Raw genomic sequence first — 22,537 nt, 5'->3', positions numbered from 1 at the left:
GCCGCCCGGACTGCGAAAGACGACCAATTTTCAATAGGGAGAAAGACACATGGACGGAAATTTTCAGAAGGACTGCCTTGATATTCTGGCTACCAAAACCCAGAAAGGTGATATTTCGCGACGCAGCTTTACCACGCTGGCAACTGCCCTTTTGGGCACAACGGCTCTTGGACTGCAGGGCACGCCGGTACTGGCTGATAGTGGTGAGCTGGTGTTCGTCAACTGGGGTGGGGATGCCATTACGGCCTTTGACACCGCCTTTGGTCAGCCATTTCAGGAAGACGGCGGCGTGGTCGTAAAACAGGATGGATCCGGCCCAACTGAAGGCGCTATCCAAGCCCAGATCGAAAGCGGCAATCCAACCTGGGATATTGTTGATGCTGATCCATTCTCGGCGCAGGCATTGGGTCGCAAGGGCATGATGGAACCGATTGACTACAACGTGGTTGATCGTGGCAAAATGCGCGAAGGCTTTGGCTGGGATTACGCCGCATCATCCTATTTCTATTCATATGTCATCGCCTATGACGCGACCAAATTCGGTGACAATCCCCCAACCGGTATGGCCGATTTCTTTGACGTTGAAAATTTCCCAGGCAAGCGCGCCATGTACAAATGGGGTGTTGGCGTTTGGGAAGCCTTGCTGATGGGCGACGGTGTGGCACAGGGGGATCTCTATCCATTGGACATTGCCCGCGCCCACGACAAGCTGCGCGCATTCAAGGACAATGTCGTGGCCTTCTGGGGCGGTGGTGCTGAAAGCCAGACGCTGATGTTGGAGGGCGAAGCCTCAATGGCGTTGGTCTGGTCAACACGGGCCAAGCTGCTGGAAGAGGATAGCGAAGGCGATATCAAGTTCATCTGGGTGGATGGGTTGTTGGCCCCCGGGTCCATGGCCGTGTTAAAGGGCAACCCGGGTGGCGCTGAGACGGCGATGAATTTCATTGCCTCGGCGCAGGATCCCGCGCGTCAGATTGCCTTGTTTGACATCCTGTCAAATGGTCCGGCGAACCCAGCAGCTGATGCGTTGATCCCGGCGGACCGCAAAAGGTTCAACCCAGTCGATCCGGCCAATTTTTCCGTGCAGGTTCCGTTACAAATGGAATGGTACGAGGCCAATTATGGTGCGGCGCTTGATGAGTATCTCGGTATTGTCTCTGCCTAACCAAAGGGCGCTGCACTTGGCTCTCCCACAAAATGCAGCGTCCATCTGAGGACTGATATGCCGAGATTGTCAAAATCTGCTGTTCTGCTGGGCCCGCTCCTGTTGTTCCTGGCTCTGACGTACATCCTGCCGTTTCTTGGCGTGATCAGCTGGAGCGTGACGCTCCCCGAGGTCGGGGTTGATCAATATGCAACCGCACTGAGCGATCCGCTCATTCTTTCGGTGTTTTGGCGCACCTTGCGGATTTGCGCGATGGTCACGCTGATCAGTGTGACGGCGGGCTACATGATTGCCTTGCTTTGGGTGCGGGGTGGCACGCTGGCCCGGCTTTTGTGTGAATTATGTATCTTCATTCCATTCTGGATATCGGTTCTAACCCGCGCTTTTGGTTGGCTTGCGCTGCTGTCAAATCGCGGCCTGATCAACAGTTGGCTGCAATCTATCGGTCTACTGGATGGCCCGCTGGCACTGGTACGAAATGAGATCGGCGTGGTCATCGGAATGGTGCATTTCCTGATCCCCTTTGCCGTCTTTCCAATTGCCACCGCGATGCGAAATGTCGATGAACGCGCCGTGATGGCCGCGCGTGGGATGGGGGCTGGCCGTGCGCGCATTTTCTGGCAAGTCTTTGTACCGATGACTGCGCCGGGCATCCTTGGCGGGGCGCTGTTGGTCTTTGTTTTTGCCATTGGGTTCTTTGTGACGCCGGCAATCCTAGGCGGCGGGCGCAGCGTGATGATTGCTGAGCTCATCTACCTGCGTATCTTTCAAAGCCCGAACTGGGGTCTTGCGGCGGCCATCAGCGTTGTTCTGATGCTGTCAATTGCCGCATTGCTGGCGCTGCTGCTGCGACAGCTGCAACCGGGGGGCGCGAAATGACAACCCTGCGCCCCGGTCTGATAGCAGCGCTTCTTGCCGCTGTTGTTGCCATTTTTCTGATGATGCCTTTGCTCGCAGTTGTGCCCGTTTCATTCACGCCAAAGCGGTTTTTGTCGATCCCCACGGATGAATGGTCGTGGCGACATTACCGCACCCTGATCGAAAATCCGGCATGGGTGAATGGCATCTGGCTTTCTGTCCGCGTTGGACTGCTCAGCGCTGCCGTGTCTACCTTGTTGGGGCTGTTTTTCGCGCTTGGTATCTGGATGATGCGGCCGCGATTTGCGGGACTTTTGATGGGCATTGCGTTGCTGCCGATGGTGGCCCCACCTGTTGTCTCGGCGTTGACGCTCTATTTCTTTCTGATCACTCTGAGCCAATACAATGGCATTATCGCCTATGACACCTTGGCAGGCGTCGTGTTGGCGCATTCGGTGATGATCGCCCCTTTTGCGGTTGTGATGATTTCCGTCTCACTGGCCCAGGTTGACCGGCGCATTGATCTGGCGGCCCGTGCCATGGGTGCAGGTTTAGCGACCCGCATCCTCAGAGTGATCATCCCCAACATCCGTTTTGGTCTGATTGTATCCTTCTTCCTGACCTTCGTTTTGTCGTGGGAGGAAATTGCTGTCACCATCTTTATCACCTCAGTGGATGCAGTGACATTGCCGCGCCTGATGTGGATGGGATTGCGTGACAACATCGACCCGGCGATTGCAGCAATATCCGTTGTTCTGATTGTTATCGTCGCCCTGATCGCTATCACCAGATCGCTCTTTTCCAGTTGGGTTTCGTCGCGCCAATAACTTGAGATGTGCCATGGTTATGAAAGCGGAAGACCCAGATGGCGACTAAGAGGTCTAAGCCCCAGAGGTTGTCGGGACTGAGCTACTCCCTATTTGTTGGACAGGATCTGAGCTACTCTTTGCACCTGCTGATCGGGGTTTGTTGTTACATTTGTCTGCCAATAGTCCACGGCAGGTGGTTTGCCGCCAAGTGCAGAATGTGGGCGTTTGTGATTGTAGAACTCGATCCATTCTCTGACGCTGGGCTTGGCTTCCGATCCGGTTTCTCAGGCGTGCAGATACCGGTTCTTCGGCAGGCAATACCTAAACTTGAAATGACACCAGATACCTACTCAAGTCAGAATATTATCCAGCGCACTGTGCTGCGGTTACAGCGACCATCAGTACAATATCCTCAGTGCTGCATCCCCGTGAAAGATCGTTCGCGGGCTGCGATAGCCCTTGAAGAACTGGCCCCACGGCAGTGGCGCCGCCAATACGTTGTGCCACTTTGTAGGCGATGTTGCCTGCGTCCAGATTTGGAAAAACGAATACATTGGCACCACCACCCAGAACAGAGTCGGGAGCCTTTGATGCAGCGACGGCCGGCATAAAAGCTGCATCGAACTGTAACTCGCCATCGACCATCAAATCTGGGGCGGTATCGCGTACAAGTCGTGTTGCTTTTACGACTTTCGAAACTCTTTCCCCTCTAGCACTGCCTTTTGTCGAAAAGGACAGCATCGCCACGCGAGGCGCATCTTGGGTTAATTGAGCAAACGACGTTGCAGACGCCATTGCAATCTGCGCCAACTCGTCTGCGTCGGGGTCGATCACAAGTCCCGCATCGGAAAAGACATGCACGCCTTGTTTGGGATGATGGTCCTGATCTAGGATCATCAGGAAGAAGCTGGAAACCATTTTGGCATCCGCCGCTGTGCCTATGACCTGAATGGCTGTACGAACGATCTCGGCGGTGGATGTTGCGGCACCACCTAATGTACCGTCAGCATGGCCCAGTTTTACCAGAAGTGCCGCGTAAACGTGCGGGTTTTCCACAGCTTTTGCAGCAAGATCGATTGTGACACCTTTGTGTTTGCGCAAATTGTGGAAATAGTCTGCCATGGGAGTTCTGAGATCGCTGTCCGTTGGATCATGGATTTCAATCCCGTCGAGTTCTTGCCCGCCTTTGGTGGAGAGAGCTGCATCAATGGCGCTTTTGTTCCCGACCAGCACCACTTGCGCAAGGCCCTGCTTGCGCGCCTCTATTGCCGCTGCGATGACCCGAGGATCTTCACCCTCGCTCAAAACAATTTTGCGGTTCAGCCGAACAGCTGTATTCAGAATGCGCGTCATCGGGTTCATTGTCATGTCCTCAAATGCCAGTCGTGTGGGTCAATCGGCGCTGTAGTCGCGAATTACGAAATGCTTGGTAGTTGTTTCCAACACATTCCAGTATCCAACGAAGCCGTTTGGGATCAGAAAACTGTCGCCCGCGCGAAAATCCTGCACCGTGCCGTCTTCGGAAATCAGCTGTGCGTGGCCTGAAAGGAAATAGCAAAACTCGTCTCGGTCGGCGAAGGCATGCCATTTACCCGGCGTACTGGTCCACGTCCCCGCCAGCAAAGTGCCATCAGCGCTTGTAAATCGCATCTGTGTTTCGTGATGTGGGTCACCTTCGACAACGCGGTCAGGCAAATCGGCGAGACGCCGCTTTGTGATCGATACGTCTTCTTGAAAGTCTACAATACGCATAACGGTGTTCTTTTCTGTTTAGTTGGCGAAATGGGTAATGCCATAAAGGATGAAGCCTGCGATGAAGATTGTCTGGGCCACGATAAGAATGATTGCCTGCCCGCCGACATCGAAAATTGTCTTGAGTGAGGTCTTCATGCCGACGGCGGCAATAGACACCAGCAGTGCCCACTTTGACATATCAGCAAGGAAACCTTGCATGAATGCTGGGATCAGACCGAAAGAATTGATTGCGGCGAGGATCAAAAACATGATGACAAAAAATGGCATAAGCGGCGGACGTTTGCCGTCTGCCTGAGGATCATCGTCAGCATAGGTGCGGATGATAAGTGCGAACACCAGCACGACCGGCGCAAGCATGGTCACGCGGATCAATTTCACAAGCGTCGCGGTTTCTCCGGTCTCATTGCTGACCGAGAAGCCAGCACCAACGACTTGCGCCACATCGTGGATCGTTCCACCAAGGAAAACACCAGCGGCAAGATCATCCAACTCAAGCCAATCCGTGATGATTGGATAGGCGATCATCGCGATGGTGGACAAGATCGTGACACTCAACACGGTAAAAATCAGATTTCGTTCAGAATGCTCGTTCTTGGGCAGAACGGCTGCAATCGCCATCGCAGCTGATGCGCCACAGATGGCCACAGATCCGCCCGTCAGCAGCGCAAAACGCCACCCCCGCCCCAGCAGTTTTGCGCCCAGAAGGCCAAACAGAATAGTCAGAATGACACCTGCAACGACAAGCCCAATCAGCTTTGGCCCCAGCCCAATGAGCAGCTCAACGCTGATGCGCGCACCCAACAAAGCCACGCCAATTCGCAACACTGTTTTGGACGTAAAAGCGATGCCCGGAACGCAACGCCCTTCTTCAGCCAAGAAATGGAAAGCAATCCCCAACAGCAAAGCCATAAGCATCGCGGGCGCGCCGTAGTGCTCTGACAAGAACTGCGCACAAACTGCGATCACAACCGAAACGGCAAACCCCGGCCCGTTGGTTGAGAAAAACGCAGGGACGCGGTTCATGAAGGTCTGGGAGGAACTTGCAATCGATGTCATCAGACATGCTTTCCGTGACCGCACCAGATCAGTCCGGCACGTCAACATATGTTAAGTGGTAAGAAAGAGTGATCGCGTCACTCACAGAATATTGTCGGAGAGGCACCCAAGCGGCCGCCTCTCCGTTTTGTAATGGGCTTAGACGAACTGCTGCTTTTGCATGTCGCCTTTGTTGATGCCTGCCACCGAAACCGGCTTTTTCATCGCGTCGCGGCGGAAAGGTTCACCTAGCTCTTGGTTCAGGACAACTTCGATGAACGTCGTGACGTTGTCTTTCATCTGCTCTTTGACGGCTGTGTTAAGCGCGTCTGTCAGTTGATCCATACCAGTGACCTGCACGCCTTTAAGGCCACAACCCTTTGCAATCTCTGCATAGTTCACACCTTCGTTCAGCTCCGTGCCGACAAAGTTATCGTCAAACCACAGTGTTGTGTTCCGCTTTTCAGCGCCCCACTGGTAGTTGCGGAAGATGATCATGGTGATCGCAGGCCAATCGCCGCGGCCACAGGCTGTCATCTCGTTCATTGAGATGCCAAATGCTCCGTCACCGGCAAAGCCGACAACCGGAACATCCGGGCAGCCGATTTTCGCGCCGAGGATCGCAGGCAAGCCATACCCACATGGGCCAAATAGACCAGGTGCCAAATATTTGCGGCCTTGATCAAAAGACGGATAGGCGTTGCCAATCGCGCAATTGTTGCCGATGTCGGACGAGATGATCGCATCCTTTGGCAGCGCTGACATGATTGCAAGCCAGGCCTGACGCGGTGCCATGTGTTCTGGCTTGGCCTTGCGCGCACGCTCGTTCCAGTCGATGCCTTCGTCCGCATCGTCTTCGTGAACCATAGACGACAGTTCTTGCGCCCAGCGGGATTTTGTCAGCGCCACCAGCTCGGTACGCTCTTTGCGGCCCTTGTCGCCTGCGCCATCCGCAAGGTTTTCCAACAGTTGCTCGGCCACACGCTTGGCGTCACCCTGAATGGCCACGTCAACCTTTTTGGTTAAGCCGATGCGGTCAGAGTTGATGTCGACCTGAATGACCTTTGCATCCGTAGGCCAGTAATCAATGCCGTACCCGGGCAGCGTGGAAAACGGGTTCAGACGGTTGCCAAGGGCAAGGACCACGTCTGCCTTCTGGATCAACTCCATCGCCGCTTTCGAGCCATTGTAGCCCAAAGGTCCAACGCCCAGCGGGTGCGAACCCGGGAACGCATCGTTGTGCTGATAGTTACAAGCAACGGGCGCATCCAATGCTTCTGCCAGTTTGGCACTTGCATCGATCCCACCGGACAGAACCACACCTGCACCGTTCAGGATAACGGGGAATTCAGCCTCTGACAGCAGCTTGGCCGCGTCTTTGACCGCTTGCTCGCCCCCTTGCGGGCGCTCCAGACGGATGATCTGGGGCAGCTCGATGTCGATGACTTGCGTCCAGTAGTCGCGCGGGATGTTGATCTGCGCAGGGGCAGAACCGCGCCACGCTTTTTCAATCACGCGGTTCAAGACTTCGGCCATGCGAGACGGATCGCGCACTTCTTCCTGATAGCAAACCATGTCTTCGAACAATTTCATCTGCTCGATTTCCTGAAAGCCGCCCTGACCGATGGTCTTGTTTGCGGCCTGCGGTGTCACCAACAACAGCGGCGTGTGGTTCCAATAGGCTGTTTTGATCGGCGTAACGAAGTTGGTGATGCCAGGGCCGTTTTGCGCAATTGCCATGGACATCTTGCCGGACGCGCGTGTGTAACCATCCGCGATCATACCGCCAGATGTTTCATGTGCGCAGTCCCAGAATTTGATTCCTGCATCAGGAAAGATATTCGAAATCGGCATCATTGCGGAACCGATAATGCCAAAGGCGTTGTCGATACCGTGCATTTGCAGAACCTTAACAAAGGCCTCTTCGGTGGTCATTTTCATGTCTGTAATCCTTGTGTCAGGGCGTTAGAGAATTTCGTCTTGAAGATAGTAATAAGGATAGGCCATTCGCTGACCCAACCGACGGAACGGAGTCAAAATGCCATGGCTTGGCAGTTGTGACGTAAAGATGGGAAGCTTGAGGTCTTTGCCTTCACCTGCCACCATCTGCGCCATGCGCTTACCAGCTTGTGCAGAATACATCACACCGTTGCCGCCATAGCCCATCGCATAAAAGATCGTTTGTTTTGGATTTGGCTGGAAAATGCGTGGCATCATGTCATGACTGACATCCACCCATCCCCACCAAGAGTAATCAAGCTCGATCCCTTCCAGTACAGGGAACTTGCGATAAAGGCCCTTTTGCAACAGCGCGAGGTGCTTGGGATTTTCCGCATCCGTTCCAGTGATGGCGCTGCGGCTTCCGATCTGAACACGGTCGTCGGGCAGAAAGCGATAGTAGTGCCGCAAGGTGCGCGTGTCTGTCAGTGGGGATTTCACCTTAAACCCGCATTCTGCTTTCTCTTCTTCGGTCAGCGGGCGCGTCACGATAGAGTTCGACAAAATCGGCATAAGGCGATGTTTGGTTTTTTCGTTCAGGCCGGGCGGTGTGTAGCCAGCGGTTGCCAACGCAACTGCGCGCGCGCGCACAGTGCCGCCGGGCGTAGTGAGATGATGCACCCCGTCCACGGTTTTCCAACCCATCACAGGGCTTGCGGTGTGGATTTTCGCGCCGAGTTTGCGCGCAAGACGCACATAGCTGAACGCCAGCTTCGCGGCATGGATGGAGGTACCATCAGGCTCCCACATCGCACCGTTTGCTTCTTGGTCGCGCACGTATTTCTCGTGCAACTCGCCTTTTGAAACCATGCGCGAACCGTAACCGAACACATCGTTCAGCAGTCCGCATTCCTTTTCCAGCTTTGACATCACCTTTTCGCGGTGCGCCAAATAGAAATGACCACCAGTCTGAGGGTCGCAATCAATGTCGTCCGACCCAATCAGGTCGTTGAATAGCTCAAATGCTTCGGTGACTTCTGCATGCATGCCCTTCGCAACATCAACACCCCAACGCTTGATCCACTCGGATCGCTTCAGGCGGCCAGACGAAATCTGCGCCTGACCACCATTGCGGGTGGAACAGCCCCAAGCGACTGTGTTGGCTTCAAGAACATGCGCTTTGATACCGTGTTCTTTGGCCAGATGAATTGCGGTCGACAGACCTGTGTAGCCGGAGCCGATGACAACAACATCCACGTCGATATCACCAGTCACAGGGCCATCGTCTTCAGGCGGAGTGCCCGCCGTGCCGATCCAATACGTCGGCGCATGATCCCGGTTGTGCCCGGGACCAGAATCGACAATCGGATCGTATCTAGGATCGTAGCTGGCCTTGGGCCAGTGCTTGGGTCTGTTCGGCATTTTGCAACTCCTTGAGCGAGATGAAAATTACGCTTTGAAAGGCGGGCGGGATTTGCGCAGGGCTTGCTTTACGATGATCATGCCATCGCGCAGGGTGAACAGATCAGCACCCTGTGCTTCGACGCGCATGCCATCAGCGCCCGTGCCTGAGAATGTCCATTCAGATACCGCGCGATCACCGTGAACAAAGTGGCTGTGGTGGTCCCAATGCGCGTCTTTCATACCGGCCCAAACGCCAGAGAAAGCTGTCGCAATAGCGTCTGCGCCTTCAACTTTGCCGCCATACACTTCGTCACCGCCAACAGTGTAGAATACGCAATCGTCGGCGAAGTGGGTCATGACGCCATCAACATCGTGACGGTTGAAGGCATCAAAGGTATCGGACAAGTCTTGAACTGTCAGTGTCTTGGTCATGGTAGTCTCCTGATTTTTAAGTGAATTTAGGTGCTTGGGTCGGTGTCCCGATACGGGACGACCAGTGTTGGTATGGGGGATCGTCGCAGCACTCGTTTCGCGACGGTCCCTAGAAAGGTTTGCGAGAACCCGTGTTCATGCGCGCCAATCACGATCAAATCGCATCCGAGCTCGGAGGCACGACGCAGGATCACTTCTGCTGGGTAGCCATCGACAAGCTCGATGGACGCAACCTGCTTCTGGACATCCTTGTTTTCCTCGCTGACATGCTGCCAGAACTCTTTCTGCCGCTCTGCCATGATCGTGCGCACGTGCTCATGCCGCGCTTTTTGCGCGGTTTCACTTGACCCCGTTGTCTGCATGTACATTTGCAGTGCGGTCCTTGTTTCGTCACTCATAGGCTGGACCGCATGCACCAGATGCAGCTTGGCTCCGGTTGATGCCGCAAGGCTGGCCGCATGACACATCGTGTATGCGGAATGCTTGGACAAGTCCGTCGCACAAAGGATATGTGTAATCGTCTGTTTCATAGGGAACTCCTTTCCAATCGCGGATCAATAGCCAAAGAACCGTGGCAGCCAGAGCGAGATTTCGGGAACAAATGCGATGATAAAAATCGCGATCGTGTTGATGAACGCGAACGGCAGCGCCGCGACCGAGATCTTTTCGATCGAGATGTTTGAGATGCCCGAAGCAATGAAGAGGTTCTCTCCCAACGGAGGTGTTTGGAACCCGATGCCAAGGCAGCAGACCATGACCACGCCAAAGTGGATTGGATCAATCCCGACGCTGTACGCTACAGGCAACATAACCGGCACCAAGATCAAAATGGTGGCAAGCGTCTCCATGAACATGCCGACGAACAGCAGGAAAAAGATCACCAGCGCCCAGATGATGTAGATGTTGTCAGTCACAGACAGCATGCTGTCAGCAATGACTGCCGGGATTTGGTTTTCCACGAGAAGGCGACCAAAAACAGTTGCGGTGAACATGATCAACAGAACTCGGCCCGTTAGCCAGGTTGTCGTTTCAAGAGCGGTAAACAGTTTTGTCCAGCTGAGTTCGCGATAAATAAACGTACCAATGATAAGCGTGTAAAAGATTGCTACGATGGCTGCCTCGGTCGGCGTAAAGAAGCCGGAATAGATGCCACCAAGGATCACAACAGGAGCCATCAGCGCCCAGAAGCCACGATACAATTCACACCAGATCTGACGTGCAGACCAACCTTCAGCAGAGCCTTTGTAGCCGTGCTTTTTGGCAAGAATATAGTTCATGATCAAAAGGCTGCCTGCGATCAGAAACGCTGGCATGAATCCGGCGATAAACAGCTTTGGGATCGAAACAGTCTGGAATTGACCGAATTTTTCAACCGCTTCAGGTGGGGCAGGCATACCAAGGGCTGCAATACCGAAAATGATCAACGGGATGGATGGCGGAATAACGATACCGAGGCCACCAGACGACGCAGTGATTGCGGATGCGTAACTGCGCCCATATCCGCGTTCAATCATCGCTGGGATCATCAGCATGCCAACGGCCGCCGTCGTTGCCGGGCCAGAGCCCGAGATCGCTCCAAAAAACAAACAGGCAAAAACAGTAGCTGCAGACATGCCGCCAGTGAAAGGGCCCGCGAAACTCTCGGCTACGTTGATGAGACGCCTCGATAGGCCGGACGCTTCCATCAGCGCCCCTGCAAGGATGAAGGCAGGCAAGGCCATCAATGGGAACGAGCCCACCGAGGTAAAGGCGATCTGCACAAATTTGATCGGGTTTTCGTCCAGATAGAGAAATGAGATAAGTGTTGAGACACCCAAGGCAACCGTGATCGGCGCGCCCATGAACAACAACAGCAAGAACCCTCCAAAGAGGACCAGGATGATTTGGCTTTCCATTATCTTTGCTCCCCATCAAGATCTGGCTTGCCAGAATCTTCGGTAATTTCTGCGCGCACTTCTTCGAGGTCGATTGCATCAGGGTCGCGCAAATCTTCGCCCAGAATGATTTTTTTGTAATTCACCTGAATGACCCGGATGGTCATCAAAGTGAACGCAATCGGCAGCACGATGTAGACCCAGCTCAGGTGGAACCCCATGGTTTGGGACGACTGAAAACGGTTCATCTTGTTGAAGATGAAATCTATCGAGAGGTAGACAAAGTAGACGTTGAAGAAGATCCAGAACAGATCGGCAAAGGCCGCAATGTATTTGATTTTCGAAGGTGGCAAAAACTTGAATTGGAAGGTGACGCGGTTGTGGGCACCCATCTTGGCCGCATAGCTCGCCCCAAAGAAGACGAACCAGACGAACATGTAGATCGACAGTTCTTCGACCCACGAGAATGAAAAATCGAACAACGTGCGCACGATAACCTGCAAGAACAGCAAGCACACGAAAATCGCCAAAAGCGTACGACAGATGTAGCTTTCGATATTGTCTACGATGTACCAAAGTTTAGCCATTGTCCCCTCCCACTGAGATGAGACAAGCGCTCATGAGCGCTTGTCGTTCGCTTTAAGTCAGACTTATTCAGAGACGGGATCACGGCCGATTTCAGCCAAAACAGCGTTCAGCTTTTCAATGCCGCCGATGCTCTCGTAGAATTTTGGCCAAACAGCAGCTGTCGCCAGGTCAATGAACTCTTGCTCATTGTTTTCTGGGTCATCAATCTGCATGCCTTGGTCCAACAGGATCTGCTTGATCTCGGCTTCCTTGTCGCGCAGGAACTGTGCAGATGCCGCAGTGGCTTTTTTGCCTGCTTCAAGGATGATCTCCTGATCGGCAGCGGACAGGCCTTGGAAGACTTGCTCGGACACGATCAGCGGCTCAATCGAGAAGATGTAGCGGATGTTCGTGACGTACTTTTGCACTTCATAGAACTTCATCGCGTTGATGGTTGTGTATGGGTTGTCCTGACCGTCAACAACTTTGGTCTGCAAACCAGCGAAAGTCTCTGACCATGCCATTGGTGTCGGGCTGATGCCCCAGGCTTTGTACGTGTCGATCATGATTTCGTTCTTGGGAACGCGGATCACCAGACCCTGCAAATCAGCAACGGATTTCACCGGCTTTTTGGAGTTGGTCAGGCGACGGAAGCCTGTGTAAGTCCATGCAATAACGCGCACGCCGGCGTCGTTGATTGTGTTTTCCGTCAGTTCCTGACCGATTGGGCCTTGTGTCAGTTTTTCAGCATCTTCCAAGCTCAGAATAACGTAAGGCAGTGAGAACACGCCAACAGTTGGTGAGAATGGTGTAACGTTGTTGATCGCGAGGATCGACATGTCGAGCGTGCCGATGGCCGCTTCGTTGACTGTGTCCTGCTCGGAGCCAAGCTGGCCGTTGAGGAACAAGGTCGCGGTGTGGTTGCCATCTGAAAGCTCTTCGAGAGCTTCAACAAATGCCAAACCAGTTGCTTCCTGGCTGCTGCCGCCGCTGTCTCCAACTGCGATTTTGAAGTTTTTCGCATCAGCAGCGCCGATGCTTAGGAAAGTTGCCGTTAGTGCGACTGCCGCAGTTGACGTCATCCGTGAAAGAAGTGTCATTGAGTGTCCTCCATTGTTGCTTAAGCAAGAATTGCTCAGATTGCGGAGAATTTGCATCGCCCACCCCCAAGCTACGCATCGCCTAGGGGGAATCATTAACCTAGCGTTAGGGCCAGAAATTTTATTGACTTAGACCAGATCAGCTAACACACTGAATCATGGCCAAACCACGCATCGCAGCAGATGTCTTCTTTTTGGATCGAAAATCCAAAAGACCGCTGCAAACACAGATACGCGAAACCGTCATCGCGTCGATTCTATCAAAGCAAGCCATGCCTGGCTCTTTGATGCCCTCTTCACGCAAGCTTGCAGACCACCTAGGAGTGGCCCGCATGACTGTGACGCTGGCTTTTCAGGACTTAGTCGATCAGGGATTCCTCGAAACTAAAGATCGCAGTGGGTATCTTGTTGTCGATAACGGTGCGGTTCCACAGCTTCCGAAAGGCAACGTAGCAGACGTAGCCAATACTAGCACCGTCTGGAAAAACGTTTTGTCAGAAAACCTCGCAAAGCGGCGCCGGATTATCAAACCTGCCGACTGGCGGTCTATGCCCTACCCTTTTGTGTTCGGCGAGATGGACAGCAGCTTGTTCAAACACACCGCTTGGCGTGAATGTGCGCGCCAAGCAATGGGGAAACGCGACTTTGAGCTTATGGCAAGCAATGAGGCGACCGATGATCCGCTGCTCGTGGACTATATCTTGGCACGTATGCTACCGCGTCGCGGCATTACCGCTAGGCGCGAACAAATCCTGATTACCGTTGGCGCGCAAAACGCGCTTTGGCTTGCAACGGAACTTTTGACCCGCAACCCTTTGAAAGCCGTCTGTGAGAATCCCGGCTACCCGGATACAGCACAGACTTTGCGGTGGTGCGGTGCAGAAGTGACAACCGTAGATGTCGATCAATATGGCCTTCCCCCGAATAAGATACCCGCTGGAACGCAAGCTGTCTTTGTGACACCCAGCCACCACGCACCGACAGGAGCGACCTTGTCCCGAGAGAGGCGCATCCGTCTTCTTGAGCAGGCACGCGACAATGATTTTGTGATCGTTGAAGATGACTACGAGTTCGAAATGAGCTTTATCGAACCACCAAGCCCTGCACTTAAGGCGATCGACAAGGACGAGTGTGTCCTTTACGCGGGCAGCTTTTCCAAAGCGCTGTTCCCTGGCTTAAGGTTAGGCTATCTCGTTGGACCAGAAAGAGTTATCGCTGAGGCCAAAGAACTACGATCGATGATGCTCCGCCATCCTCCCGGGCATCTACAACGGACGGCTGCGTATTTCCTGGCACAAGGGCATTATGACCTGCTGATCCGGGATATGCGGCGGGAATTTGCAAAACGGCGTACGGCGGCAGTTGATGCTTTGAAGGACACTGTTTTGGAAACGGCAGGTGCTGCCAAATTCGGTGGAACAAGTCTTTGGATCAAAGTGCCGGATGGGACAGATACTGAAATTTTAGCGCAAGAGCTTTTGAGCGATGGTGTTGTGATCGAACCGGGGGCACCGTTCTTTAGTGGCGATAACCAACCGAACGAGTATTTCAGACTTGGGTATTCTTCCATTCCCGTCAATCGCATAGCCAAAGGTATTCGGATTATTGCGGACAAGTTCACGGGCGCTTCAACGCCGTAATACGGCTGCCGCAATGAATTTTTGAGGTCAAGAAAGGACAACATAAAGTCCCCACAGCCGTTTTCCTCCCTCTTGGTCGCGAACTGCATCGTCGTTCTCGCCGCAATGTTTCAGACATCGACGGGCATGGGGTTTGGGAGGATTGCCGCGCCTTTGCTGGCGTCGATCACGCCCCGCGCGGCCAACAGGTCTTCAACATCAGCTGTGCTCAGAGCTAACCGATGGTACGCCCAAACAGCCTACGCAATAATCCCACAAGGATAACGAAAGCCCTTCAAGCGTGGCAATTCAATTGGAATATTCATGGGGCCAACATAGCTTTATCAAACCCAGTCAACAACTTGGCAATACGCCTTTGCCAACTCTTGCGCATAAATCGTTTTGCCGGCGCCCGTTGAACCGCAGATCAGATGAGCAAGCTGTGTTTCATTGTATGTCATTAGGAGACACCTTTCTTCATTTCACTGAGGTCTAAGCCGCTTTGGGCTTCGCAATTGTGCGGACGAATAAGAAGGCGAGGAAACCTGCTGGGCCAAGAAGAAAGGTCAGTGGAAGGCACGGCGCAACCAACCAGAAGGTCAAACCATCGTGTCTCGCTGTCCGGCATATCCAAGCTCCGATCAGAAGGTCAAATGCAAGGTAGTGGATCCAACCAGCCAACATCGCACTCGGCTGCGAAAAGAGAGTCATAACAGCGTCGAGGCTGCCAAACCCGCCGTCCCCACCTGAAGGAAAGAAAACCGCTAGCACCACATAGCCAGCCGATAGCACCGACGGAATGAGGAGCCCCGAAATCCGATCAGACCACAGTGGAATAAGAGGCGATACAAGCAAGACTAACCAGCCTGCCATCGCCAGAACGCCAGCCAATGAGAATAGAAGTTCAAAATTCATGTTTGGATCAGGCATAGACCACATCCTTTGACTGAAGTTCCATTTCAATGGGCGAACGCGTCCTGTCTTGAGATGTCACAGTGACGACCACGTTCCCCTTCTTACGCCCCGTATCGACATGGGCATGTGCAGCTTTCATATCCTCAAACGCGTAGCTTCTGTCAATGACGGGCTGAAAAACACCTTGATGGGCGAGTATTACGACCGCCTCCAAGATATCCCGATCCTCAGACGCGACGCCGCCCACCATTTTCTTGCCCGCAAGGCGCGCCTTGAGACTGCCAAAGAACATGTCCGATGTTATACCCGCGATCAGGACCATTTTTCCGCCGCGTTTGATGGCGTGCTTGGCCTTGGCCCAAGGCAGCGTTCCGACCGTGTCGACAACCATGTCGTATTGGGTGCCCTTCTCAACGACGTTTTGCGCACGATAATTGATCACGTGATCTGCACCCAAAGTGCGCACCATTTCCGCGTTACCACCGCTACAGACAGCGGTCACATGCGCGCCGAGATGTTTGGCGATTTGCACACAGGCCGACCCAACCGACCCAGAGGCCCCGTTGATCAGCACAGTCTCACCCCGTTGTAGTTTCGCCTTATTGACCAAAAAGTCGTAAGCCGTGGTTGCACCAAACGGGATCGCTGCTGCGTGTATAAAGCCGATGTTGTCCGGCTTCAGGGTCAGCTTTCCGTTCGCAGGCATCGTGATGAATTCTGCATGTGCCCCAAATGCAGCACCCGGAAATCCAATCACGGCGTCGCTGGTTAGGTAATGGGTGACATTTGCGCCAACCGCCTCGATCACACCCGAAAATTCAGTGCCGAGGATCGGCTTGCGCGGCCCGCGTAGGCCAAACACCACACGCCCCATCAGGCCAAGACCCTTCGGCATTGTCAGGCTGCGCGCCCGCCAGTCACCCGCGCTGACAGTCGTAGTGAAGATGCGGATCAAAACCTCATTTGGTTTTGGTGTTGGTTGGGGCAGTGTGACTTGTTTGATCACGTCGGGTGATCCGTATTGTTTGTATGAATAGGCCAGCATTGAAAGTCTCCTTTATGCGGGTGCAGTTGAGAATTGGGGGGAAGTCCGGCCACCGCGGATCAGCAGCCAAAGGCCAAAGCTGATTTCGGAAATCGTGACGATGACCAGTAGCGCGATGTAGGTGTAGTCGAGTGCGGCGACATCCGTGAACGTCAACTCGACGATACCTTGCAACAGATAGCCAAAAGCACCGATGAACAGACCCCGACCCAGAATTTGTGGAACGACATCGGATTTCATCGCCAGCCAGCCAAGCGCTAGCAGGTGCGCCCCAAAGAACAGCTGCCAGACAAAGACGCCCGTCGCATGCGCATCAAAAAATATTTGAACAAGGTCGTGCTGTTGCGCTGTGTCCCAGCCGGTGTCACGGGTCAGCAACATGTAAGGCATCACCCAAAGCAGGATGTTAATCCCCATGACGGAAATCATGCCCGCACGAGAGATCAGCGCGACCATCGCCATCTTTGGCCCAACGTTCCGGAACATCTGATAAAGAATCGCGGTGATCGCCAGTTCAAACAGGATCACCAAGCCGTCTGCGATGATGCCAATTTTGAACAGCCCTTGATTGGCCATAAGGTTCGCGGCTGACGTAGCCGCATCAGTGGCAACGATTTGCATTGGAACAAAGCCGACGCTGAAACCGCCGCAGACGGCGATGGCGAGGTAGAGAGCGCCAGCAGTGCGCGCAGCGACAGGATCCCAGTTTGTATGTGGAATAGTCGTCATGGTCTTTCCTTTCTTGTTTCCAGTTGGCGTTGCGAAAGGTCTACGACTCAAAACCAGCTATGCGAATTGACCAGATTTCCATTTTTGATATGCATATCTGCATGGATTGGCGTGCTGTAAAATTCGACTGGAACAAAGCCCGGGCCTTTTTGGTGACGGCGGAAGAAGGATCCTTGTCTGCCGCAGCTCGTGCTTTGGGCATGGCACAACCGACGCTTGGGCGTCAGGTTGAAGGATTGGAACAGGAGCTTGGTGTCGTCCTATTTGAACGTGTGGGTCGCGGCCTGACTTTAACGCCAAGTGGCATGGAGTTATTGGACCATGTGCGCGGCATGGGCGAAGCTGCGGGCCGTGTATCGCTAACTGCCCTTGGCCAAAGCCAAGCGCTGGAAGGGTCGATCAGCATATCCGCGAGTGAAATTTATGCCACTGTTCTGTTGTCGCCGATTGTTGCCAAGCTGCGCGTTGAAGAACCGGGTATTCAGGTCGAGATCGTCGTTTCTAATCATGCGAGTGATTTGCTACGCCGCGAGGCGGACATTGCAATCCGCCATTTTCGCCCAACTGAACCTGACCTGATCGCAAAGAAGATCGGCATGGCGGACGCGATCTTATATGCCGCGCCTAGCTATATCGAAAAACTGGGCCACCCGACCAAGCCATATGATTTGCGCCACGCTGACTTCGTGAACATGGATCGCAATGGCATGATGCTGAAGGGCCTCAATAGCCTTGGGCTGGGCCTGACGGAGGCGAATTTCCCGCTGCTGACGGAAAGCTATCTGGTGATGTGGGAGTTGGTAAAGCAGGGGGCTGCCATCGGTATTCTGGATGCCTACATTGGGGACGCCGAACCTGATGTGGTGAGAGTCCTGCCTGATCTGGAACCGCTGTCTTTCCCGATCTGGCTGGTCGCCCACCGCGAATTGACGACAAGCCGCCGCATCCGGCGGGTCTATGATTTTCTGATCGAAGAGTTGAAGCGCTAGCTATTGCGCAACCGGCTGAGTGTCACTGGCGTGATACCCAAAAGCGACGCGATAAGCGCGTGATTGAAGATGTCCTCAAAACCCGGATAGGTTTCGCGAAACCAACTTAGTTGATCTGCCCCACCAAGGGCCGCAAGACATCATTCAAGATCCGCTTTCTAGTTTAATGCGTCCCGTAAGGCACCATTGGCCTCAGACAAGTCATGTTCTGGTTCTTATCTATTGTTGTCGCTCTTGTTTCCTATCGATTTGTCGTGCAGGGGATGGATCAGGCATATGCAGGTACGGCCCATCAGCTTCTGACATCTGAAGAAGCGTTCTACTTGCATATCATTGCTGGTAGTGCTTTGTTTGCTTGCAATGTTCCGCGCGATGCAAATCGTCATGCGCGGTCAGATCGCGCTTCATCAAGAATGGCTGATCCGCTCAATCGCATTGACGTTTGCAGGTGTGACTTTGAGGGTAATATTGCCTGTTCAGCTTTTGGGAGGCATTTCAATAGACGTCGCTTATCCAGTTGTTGCTTGGCTTTGTTGGGTGCCCAACTTGGCGGTCGCTGAATTCGTCATCCGTAAATCGACACATCCACAGGGCCATCATGCCTAGACTAGAAAACAAAACAGCCCCAATAACTTGCGCACCCCGAAGCAATATTACAGGTGTCTTTTCTAATGAAGATGCTTGGCATTAGTGCAATGATTTTGAGTTGGTTCGACCTCTCTGCACCGCTTGTCTATACCTGCAGTATTGCGACGGTTGGAAAATCTGGTCTGACGACAGCCGCGGTGATGGTGGCCTTCTTGATTAGAGGTCGTGCGGCGGCGCAACGGGCTCAGCGCATTGCGTAAATTGGTGCTACACGATCCGAATGGGCCGGACCCCATCATCAAAGGGAACGATGCGCCGGCGAAATGAGTGACCCTCATCACAAACGGGTTCCCGAATTCGGTCCATGCGGAAGTGGCGAAAATCTTCGCGTGAAGGGTCCCAAGCGACCAGATACCAAAGCGGCGGCAGGATCAGCATCGCTTGCGGTTCGACATGCCGTTCGGTCTCCACACCTTTGGCGTCGCGATATCGGAACTGCAAGAAAAACCCCTTGAGAAATGCTGTCTCAAATGCGGGTAGCAAATCAGGCGCCATGTCTGCGAGATTAGATGTGTTTACTTGCGGCGCGAGAGGCCCGACATAAAGGCATTCCAGCAAGCGGCGTAGATCGCGGATCTTGTCAGATGGAAGGGCCTTCTCAATTTTGGATAGCCCCGCGTCGGCAAGGCGCGAAAACGGCAGGTTTCCGGCCGCACGCATTGCTGAGACACCAATGATCAACGCGAACACCTCTGCCACAGACAGCCGCGCAGTGGTCTGGATGGAAGACGCATCCAGGCTGATCCCGCCGCCGCGCCCCGGTTCGGTCTGAATGAGGAACCCTTCGTCACGCAGCGCTGCAATGTCGCGAATGATCGTGCTGCGGGACGCGCCGACCGTTGATGCAAGCACCTCGATTGTTGAGGTGCCGTTGCGGCGGAGGTTGCGCACAATGGCGTCTTGTCGGCTGCGTGTTTTCATACAGGGAACATAGCACAAAAGGTATCAAATTCTGGAATGTTTTCATCTTAGGCAATCAGGATGCATCTGAAAGGGAACCTGAAAATGTCTAAGATTACGAATTTACCAACGCCCACACTCATTTCAGTGAACGGCGTCGAACTTGAAATATTTGAAGCCGGTCAGGAAAATGTGGGCAACCCGATTGTCCTTTGCCATGGTTGGCCAGAGCACGCCTATTCATGGCGTCACCAGATGCCTGCTCTTGCCGACGCGGGTTTCCATGTCATCGCCCCGAACCAGCGGGGTTATGGCAAATCATCACGTCCCGATCAGGTCACGGATTATGATATATCTTATCTGACAGGTGATCTTGCCGCATTGCTTGATCACTTTGGGTATGACGATTCCGTTTTTGTCGGCCATGATTGGGGCGCGAATGTCGTATGGAGCTTGGCACAGCTGCATCCAGATCGGGTGTCCAAAATCATAAACCTCGCATTGCCTTATCAGGCACGCACCCCAAAGCCTTGGATCGCGTTCATGGAAGAGTTCTTTGGTGCCGATAACTACTTCGTCCACTTCAACCGGCAACCGGGCGTTGCTGATGCAGTGCTTGACCAGAACACCTCTCGATTTCTAAGCAATTTATATCGCAAAAACGTCCCGCTATCTCCGCCCGAGCCCGGCATGACGATGATCAACCTCGCGCAGGCCGCAGCACCCTTGGGTGAGCCTATCCTCAGCGACGAAGAACTTGCGGTTTACGTCGCAGCCTTCGAGAACGCTGGTTTCACCAGCAGTATCAACTGGTATCGGAACATGGACCGCAATTGGCAGATACTCGCAGACGTGGACCCGATCATCCATCAGCCTGCGCTTATGATCTACGGCGAACAGGACATGATCCCGAAATCGGAAAATCTGGCGGATTTCGTGCAAAACGTGGATGTGGTCAGCCTTGATTGCGGGCATTGGATTCAGCAGGAAAAACCGAAAGAAACGACCCGGACAATTTTGGAATGGTTGGCAGAGAGCGGCGGCACTTAGGGCCCTGCGCCACTCTGTAAGCCTGATCGCTCGGGTCGCCAAATTCGCCACCAGAACGGCTGAGCGAGTACACACCAGCTTCGCAGTACGGCGTCGATCGCATCCGTTTCGGTTGCTAAAGAACTGGGTCAGGACGTATTCTGGGCGATGTGGAATTGCGCCCAGGCGTCGACCGGTTCGAATTTTAACGCAATGCGGACGGTCTGTGGATCGTTGATCATCGCATGTTGATGCGGCCCTTAGAGGCCGATCAAAGATCGGTCGGATGCAAGCTGTGTGGAAGGTTTTGATAACTTACTGGCCGCAAGAACCGGCGGATCGCCATACTGCCAACTGAGGTTGCCCCAAAGTTTGTGGACGCGGGGTAGGGACCACCGTGAACCATTGCGTCGCAAACTTCGACGCCGGTCGGAAAACCGTTTGCCAGAATTCGACCTGCTTTGCGTTCAAGAACAGGCATCAAAGTGGTGGCAGCCGAAACATCCGCGTCATCAACCATTAATGTACACGTCAGTTGGCCTTGCAGTCCGTGGGCGATTTTTAGCATTTCGCCGGCGGACGATACGGTAACAACAATGCCGAGTGGGCCGAAAACCTCATCTTCGAGCGACGGATTAGACAGCCATGTTTGCCCGTCTGTCACAAACAAAGACGGGTCCGCATTGCGACCAGACGTGCGGGTTGCCAGTTGGGTTACCACACCGGATGTTCCAGCAACCCGATCTCGGCCTTTACAATAAGCAGCCGCAATACCGTCAGTCAGCATCGTCTGAGGCTCGCTTTGATCAAGTGCGGCCTTGGCTGTTTCTATAAAAGCATTGGCGGCTTCGCCTGCTGGCAAGAAAACAACACCGGGGTTTGTGCAAAACTGCCCGGCACCCATCGTCAATGATGCAGCCCAACCATTTGCAATCGCCGCGCCACGATCCGCCAATGCATGATCCAAAACGAACACCGGATTGATGGATCCAAGTTCACCAAAGAAGGGAATAGGTTCCGGGCGCCATGCACATAGATCAAACAAGGCGCGGCCACCGCGCAACGATCCGGTAAAACCAACAGCTTTGATCAGCGGATGTTGCACAAGAGCGGCCCCGATTTCATTTCCCTGTCCTTGGACAACAGAAAAGACACCGTGGTGAAGATCACATTCTTTGATTGCATTTTGAACAGCAGAAGCCACAAGCGCTGTCGTTTCGGGGTGTGCCTCGTGTCCTTTCACAACGACAGGGCAACCAGCAGCAAGTGCGGATGCCGTATCGCCACCCGCAGTTGAGAATGCCAATGGAAAATTGGACGCGCCAAAGACAGCAACTGGACCGATAGGGCGTTGCATCAGGAACATCTCAGGCCGAGGTAATGGCGCACGATCTGGCAGGGCAGCATCGTGGCGAATATCCAGATAATCGTTACTCTGAATGTGATCGGCAAACATACGCAATTGCCCCGTGGTGCGTCCAAGTTCCCCACGCATCCGGGCCTCGGGCAGGGCGCTTTCCTTTTGGGACACTGCAACAATCGCGTCCGCGTTGGCATCGATGTGATTGGCAATTGCAGATAAGAATTTGCCACGTACTGCACGGTCGCTGTATCCGAAGCTCCAGAATGCGTCTTCTGCAGCTTCTACGCGGCAGTTAACTTGGTCACGATAATCTTGGCTGATGGATGTACTGCCTTCTGACATGTGCAGGCCCTTTTCTACAGT

22 protein-coding genes and 2 pseudogenes are annotated in these 22,537 nt (G+C 53.7%); 7 read left to right on the top strand and 17 right to left on the bottom strand.

The features are described 5' to 3' along the window. Nucleotides 1-49 precede the first annotated feature (49 nt). The 3 genes from ABJO75_RS00960 to ABJO75_RS00950 are packed head-to-tail and all read left to right on the top strand — an operon-like array spanning nt 50 to nt 2,850. Nucleotides 50-1,165, top strand: a complete 1,116-nt coding sequence (locus tag ABJO75_RS00960) for an ABC transporter substrate-binding protein (protein ID WP_348432316.1) — start codon at nt 50-52, stop codon at nt 1,163-1,165. A gap of 57 nt (nt 1,166-1,222) precedes the next feature. Next, nucleotides 1,223-2,044 carry an ABC transporter permease gene (locus ABJO75_RS00955; RefSeq protein WP_348432315.1) on the top strand — a complete coding sequence of 274 codons (822 nt, stop codon included), beginning with the start codon at nt 1,223-1,225 and terminating at the stop codon, nt 2,042-2,044. Further along, nucleotides 2,041-2,850, top strand: coding sequence for an ABC transporter permease (locus ABJO75_RS00950; protein WP_348432314.1), 810 nt, complete (start codon nt 2,041-2,043; stop codon nt 2,848-2,850). Before ABJO75_RS00955 ends, ABJO75_RS00950 begins: the two co-directional genes overlap by 4 nt. Nucleotides 2,851-2,939: 89 nt before the next feature. Here the strand turns inward: ABJO75_RS00950 and ABJO75_RS00945 are convergent. The 11 genes and pseudogenes from ABJO75_RS00945 to ABJO75_RS00895 all read right to left on the bottom strand — a co-directional run. Then, nucleotides 2,940-3,131, bottom strand: a pseudogene (locus ABJO75_RS00945) (integrase core domain-containing protein); the annotation flags it as partial. A gap of 64 nt (nt 3,132-3,195) precedes the next feature. Further along, nucleotides 3,196-4,194 (bottom strand): phosphate acetyltransferase, encoded by a 999-nt coding sequence (gene pta / locus ABJO75_RS00940; RefSeq protein WP_348432313.1) that lies wholly within the window; start codon nt 4,192-4,194, stop codon nt 3,196-3,198. Nucleotides 4,195-4,224: 30 nt separating this feature from the next. Continuing rightward, entirely contained in the window at nt 4,225-4,584 is a 360-nt protein-coding gene (locus tag ABJO75_RS00935) for a cupin domain-containing protein (RefSeq protein WP_348432312.1), read from the bottom strand. 18 nt (nt 4,585-4,602) lie between these two features. Beyond that, nucleotides 4,603-5,610 (bottom strand): YeiH family protein, encoded by a 1,008-nt coding sequence (locus ABJO75_RS00930; protein ID WP_348286232.1) that lies wholly within the window; start codon nt 5,608-5,610, stop codon nt 4,603-4,605. A 171-nt stretch (nt 5,611-5,781) separates the two neighbouring features. Continuing rightward, entirely contained in the window at nt 5,782-7,563 is a 1,782-nt protein-coding gene (gene xsc / locus ABJO75_RS00925) for a sulfoacetaldehyde acetyltransferase (protein WP_348432310.1), read from the bottom strand. Nucleotides 7,564-7,587: 24 nt separating this feature from the next. Beyond that, nucleotides 7,588-8,982 carry an FAD-binding oxidoreductase gene (locus ABJO75_RS00920; RefSeq protein ID WP_348432309.1) on the bottom strand — a complete coding sequence of 465 codons (1,395 nt, stop codon included), beginning with the start codon at nt 8,980-8,982 and terminating at the stop codon, nt 7,588-7,590. Nucleotides 8,983-9,009: 27 nt separating this feature from the next. After that, entirely contained in the window at nt 9,010-9,396 is a 387-nt protein-coding gene (locus ABJO75_RS00915) for a nuclear transport factor 2 family protein (RefSeq protein WP_348286114.1), read from the bottom strand. Between the two features lie 26 nt (nt 9,397-9,422). Next, nucleotides 9,423-9,926 (bottom strand): universal stress protein, encoded by a 504-nt coding sequence (locus ABJO75_RS00910; protein WP_348412861.1) that lies wholly within the window; start codon nt 9,924-9,926, stop codon nt 9,423-9,425. A 24-nt stretch (nt 9,927-9,950) separates the two neighbouring features. Beyond that, the gene (locus tag ABJO75_RS00905) at nt 9,951-11,291 is read right to left on the bottom strand and encodes a TRAP transporter large permease (protein WP_348286117.1); all 1,341 of its coding nucleotides are present in this window, start codon (nt 11,289-11,291) and stop codon (nt 9,951-9,953) included. Next, a complete protein-coding gene (locus ABJO75_RS00900) occupies nt 11,291-11,857 on the bottom strand; it encodes a TRAP transporter small permease (protein ID WP_348432308.1) in 567 nt (188 codons plus the stop codon). The genes ABJO75_RS00905 and ABJO75_RS00900 overlap by 1 nt, the downstream gene beginning before the upstream one ends. A gap of 63 nt (nt 11,858-11,920) precedes the next feature. Further along, nucleotides 11,921-12,937, bottom strand: coding sequence for a TRAP transporter substrate-binding protein (locus tag ABJO75_RS00895; protein ID WP_348286121.1), 1,017 nt, complete (start codon nt 12,935-12,937; stop codon nt 11,921-11,923). 158 nt (nt 12,938-13,095) lie between these two features. Between ABJO75_RS00895 and ABJO75_RS00890 the strand changes: the two genes are divergently transcribed. After that, complete coding sequence (locus ABJO75_RS00890; RefSeq protein WP_348432307.1) at nt 13,096-14,577, top strand: PLP-dependent aminotransferase family protein; 1,482 nt, start codon at nt 13,096-13,098, stop codon at nt 14,575-14,577. A 167-nt stretch (nt 14,578-14,744) separates the two neighbouring features. Here ABJO75_RS00890 and ABJO75_RS00885 read toward each other — a convergent pair. The 4 genes and pseudogenes from ABJO75_RS00885 to ABJO75_RS00870 all read right to left on the bottom strand — a co-directional run. Beyond that, nucleotides 14,745-14,882: pseudogene (locus ABJO75_RS00885) on the bottom strand (IS6 family transposase); the annotation flags it as partial. A gap of 166 nt (nt 14,883-15,048) precedes the next feature. Next, nucleotides 15,049-15,486, bottom strand: coding sequence for an ABA4-like family protein (locus ABJO75_RS00880; RefSeq protein ID WP_348432306.1), 438 nt, complete (start codon nt 15,484-15,486; stop codon nt 15,049-15,051). Beyond that, a complete protein-coding gene (locus tag ABJO75_RS00875) occupies nt 15,479-16,516 on the bottom strand; it encodes an NAD(P)-dependent alcohol dehydrogenase (RefSeq protein ID WP_348432305.1) in 1,038 nt (345 codons plus the stop codon). Before ABJO75_RS00875 ends, ABJO75_RS00880 begins: the two co-directional genes overlap by 8 nt. 12 nt (nt 16,517-16,528) lie before the next feature. Next, nucleotides 16,529-17,245 carry a DUF4386 domain-containing protein gene (locus ABJO75_RS00870; protein WP_348432304.1) on the bottom strand — a complete coding sequence of 239 codons (717 nt, stop codon included), beginning with the start codon at nt 17,243-17,245 and terminating at the stop codon, nt 16,529-16,531. Nucleotides 17,246-17,334: 89 nt separating this feature from the next. Here ABJO75_RS00870 and ABJO75_RS00865 point away from each other — a divergent pair, with 89 nt between their 5' ends. Continuing rightward, on the top strand, nt 17,335-18,234 hold the full coding sequence (locus tag ABJO75_RS00865; protein WP_348432355.1) for a LysR family transcriptional regulator: 900 nt from the start codon (nt 17,335-17,337) through the stop codon (nt 18,232-18,234). Nucleotides 18,235-18,437: 203 nt separating this feature from the next. Continuing rightward, nucleotides 18,438-18,794 carry a hypothetical protein gene (locus ABJO75_RS00860; RefSeq protein WP_348432303.1) on the top strand — a complete coding sequence of 119 codons (357 nt, stop codon included), beginning with the start codon at nt 18,438-18,440 and terminating at the stop codon, nt 18,792-18,794. Between the two features lie 295 nt (nt 18,795-19,089). Here ABJO75_RS00860 and ABJO75_RS00855 read toward each other — a convergent pair whose 3' ends face one another. Beyond that, entirely contained in the window at nt 19,090-19,803 is a 714-nt protein-coding gene (locus tag ABJO75_RS00855) for a WYL domain-containing protein (protein WP_348432302.1), read from the bottom strand. Nucleotides 19,804-19,887: 84 nt separating this feature from the next. On the opposite strand from ABJO75_RS00855, the gene ABJO75_RS00850 reads away from it, so the two are divergent. Beyond that, nucleotides 19,888-20,832 (top strand): alpha/beta hydrolase, encoded by a 945-nt coding sequence (locus ABJO75_RS00850; RefSeq protein ID WP_348432301.1) that lies wholly within the window; start codon nt 19,888-19,890, stop codon nt 20,830-20,832. Between the two features lie 250 nt (nt 20,833-21,082). Here the strand turns inward: ABJO75_RS00850 and ABJO75_RS00845 are convergent, their stop codons facing one another. Further along, the gene (locus ABJO75_RS00845; protein WP_348432300.1) at nt 21,083-22,516 is read right to left on the bottom strand and encodes an aldehyde dehydrogenase (NADP(+)); all 1,434 of its coding nucleotides are present in this window, start codon (nt 22,514-22,516) and stop codon (nt 21,083-21,085) included. Nucleotides 22,517-22,537: the final 21 nt, after the last annotated feature.

The sequence above is a fragment of the Sedimentitalea sp. genome, assembly GCF_039973035.1.
Classification (GTDB): Bacteria; Pseudomonadota; Alphaproteobacteria; order Rhodobacterales; family Rhodobacteraceae; genus Sedimentitalea.
This window is presented reverse-complemented; position numbering and strand designations above follow the sequence as displayed.

What these genes read in the sequence shown, in the direction of transcription:
- ABJO75_RS00880 (WP_348432306.1), bottom strand. Translation starts at nt 15,486, where the DNA reads ATGCCTGATCCAAACATGAATTTTGAACTTCTATTCTCATTGGCTGGC.
- ABJO75_RS00875 (WP_348432305.1), bottom strand. Translation starts at nt 16,516, where the DNA reads ATGCTGGCCTATTCATACAAACAATACGGATCACCCGACGTGATCAAA.
- ABJO75_RS00905 (WP_348286117.1), bottom strand. Translation starts at nt 11,291, where the DNA reads ATGGAAAGCCAAATCATCCTGGTCCTCTTTGGAGGGTTCTTGCTGTTG.
- ABJO75_RS00895 (WP_348286121.1), bottom strand. Translation starts at nt 12,937, where the DNA reads ATGACACTTCTTTCACGGATGACGTCAACTGCGGCAGTCGCACTAACG.
- xsc (WP_348432310.1), bottom strand. Translation starts at nt 7,563, where the DNA reads ATGAAAATGACCACCGAAGAGGCCTTTGTTAAGGTTCTGCAAATGCAC.
- ABJO75_RS00950 (WP_348432314.1), top strand. Translation starts at nt 2,041, where the DNA reads ATGACAACCCTGCGCCCCGGTCTGATAGCAGCGCTTCTTGCCGCTGTT.
- ABJO75_RS00960 (WP_348432316.1), top strand. Translation starts at nt 50, where the DNA reads ATGGACGGAAATTTTCAGAAGGACTGCCTTGATATTCTGGCTACCAAA.
- ABJO75_RS00955 (WP_348432315.1), top strand. Translation starts at nt 1,223, where the DNA reads ATGCCGAGATTGTCAAAATCTGCTGTTCTGCTGGGCCCGCTCCTGTTG.
- ABJO75_RS00855 (WP_348432302.1), bottom strand. Translation starts at nt 19,803, where the DNA reads ATGAAAACACGCAGCCGACAAGACGCCATTGTGCGCAACCTCCGCCGC.
- ABJO75_RS00845 (WP_348432300.1), bottom strand. Translation starts at nt 22,516, where the DNA reads ATGTCAGAAGGCAGTACATCCATCAGCCAAGATTATCGTGACCAAGTT.
- ABJO75_RS00900 (WP_348432308.1), bottom strand. Translation starts at nt 11,857, where the DNA reads ATGGCTAAACTTTGGTACATCGTAGACAATATCGAAAGCTACATCTGT.
- ABJO75_RS00860 (WP_348432303.1), top strand. Translation starts at nt 18,438, where the DNA reads ATGTTCTGGTTCTTATCTATTGTTGTCGCTCTTGTTTCCTATCGATTT.
- ABJO75_RS00870 (WP_348432304.1), bottom strand. Translation starts at nt 17,245, where the DNA reads ATGACGACTATTCCACATACAAACTGGGATCCTGTCGCTGCGCGCACT.
- pta (WP_348432313.1), bottom strand. Translation starts at nt 4,194, where the DNA reads ATGAACCCGATGACGCGCATTCTGAATACAGCTGTTCGGCTGAACCGC.
- ABJO75_RS00850 (WP_348432301.1), top strand. Translation starts at nt 19,888, where the DNA reads ATGTCTAAGATTACGAATTTACCAACGCCCACACTCATTTCAGTGAAC.
- ABJO75_RS00935 (WP_348432312.1), bottom strand. Translation starts at nt 4,584, where the DNA reads ATGCGTATTGTAGACTTTCAAGAAGACGTATCGATCACAAAGCGGCGT.
- ABJO75_RS00915 (WP_348286114.1), bottom strand. Translation starts at nt 9,396, where the DNA reads ATGACCAAGACACTGACAGTTCAAGACTTGTCCGATACCTTTGATGCC.
- ABJO75_RS00910 (WP_348412861.1), bottom strand. Translation starts at nt 9,926, where the DNA reads ATGAAACAGACGATTACACATATCCTTTGTGCGACGGACTTGTCCAAG.
- ABJO75_RS00930 (WP_348286232.1), bottom strand. Translation starts at nt 5,610, where the DNA reads ATGAACCGCGTCCCTGCGTTTTTCTCAACCAACGGGCCGGGGTTTGCC.
- ABJO75_RS00920 (WP_348432309.1), bottom strand. Translation starts at nt 8,982, where the DNA reads ATGCCGAACAGACCCAAGCACTGGCCCAAGGCCAGCTACGATCCTAGA.
- ABJO75_RS00890 (WP_348432307.1), top strand. Translation starts at nt 13,096, where the DNA reads ATGGCCAAACCACGCATCGCAGCAGATGTCTTCTTTTTGGATCGAAAA.
- ABJO75_RS00865 (WP_348432355.1), top strand. Translation starts at nt 17,335, where the DNA reads ATGCATATCTGCATGGATTGGCGTGCTGTAAAATTCGACTGGAACAAA.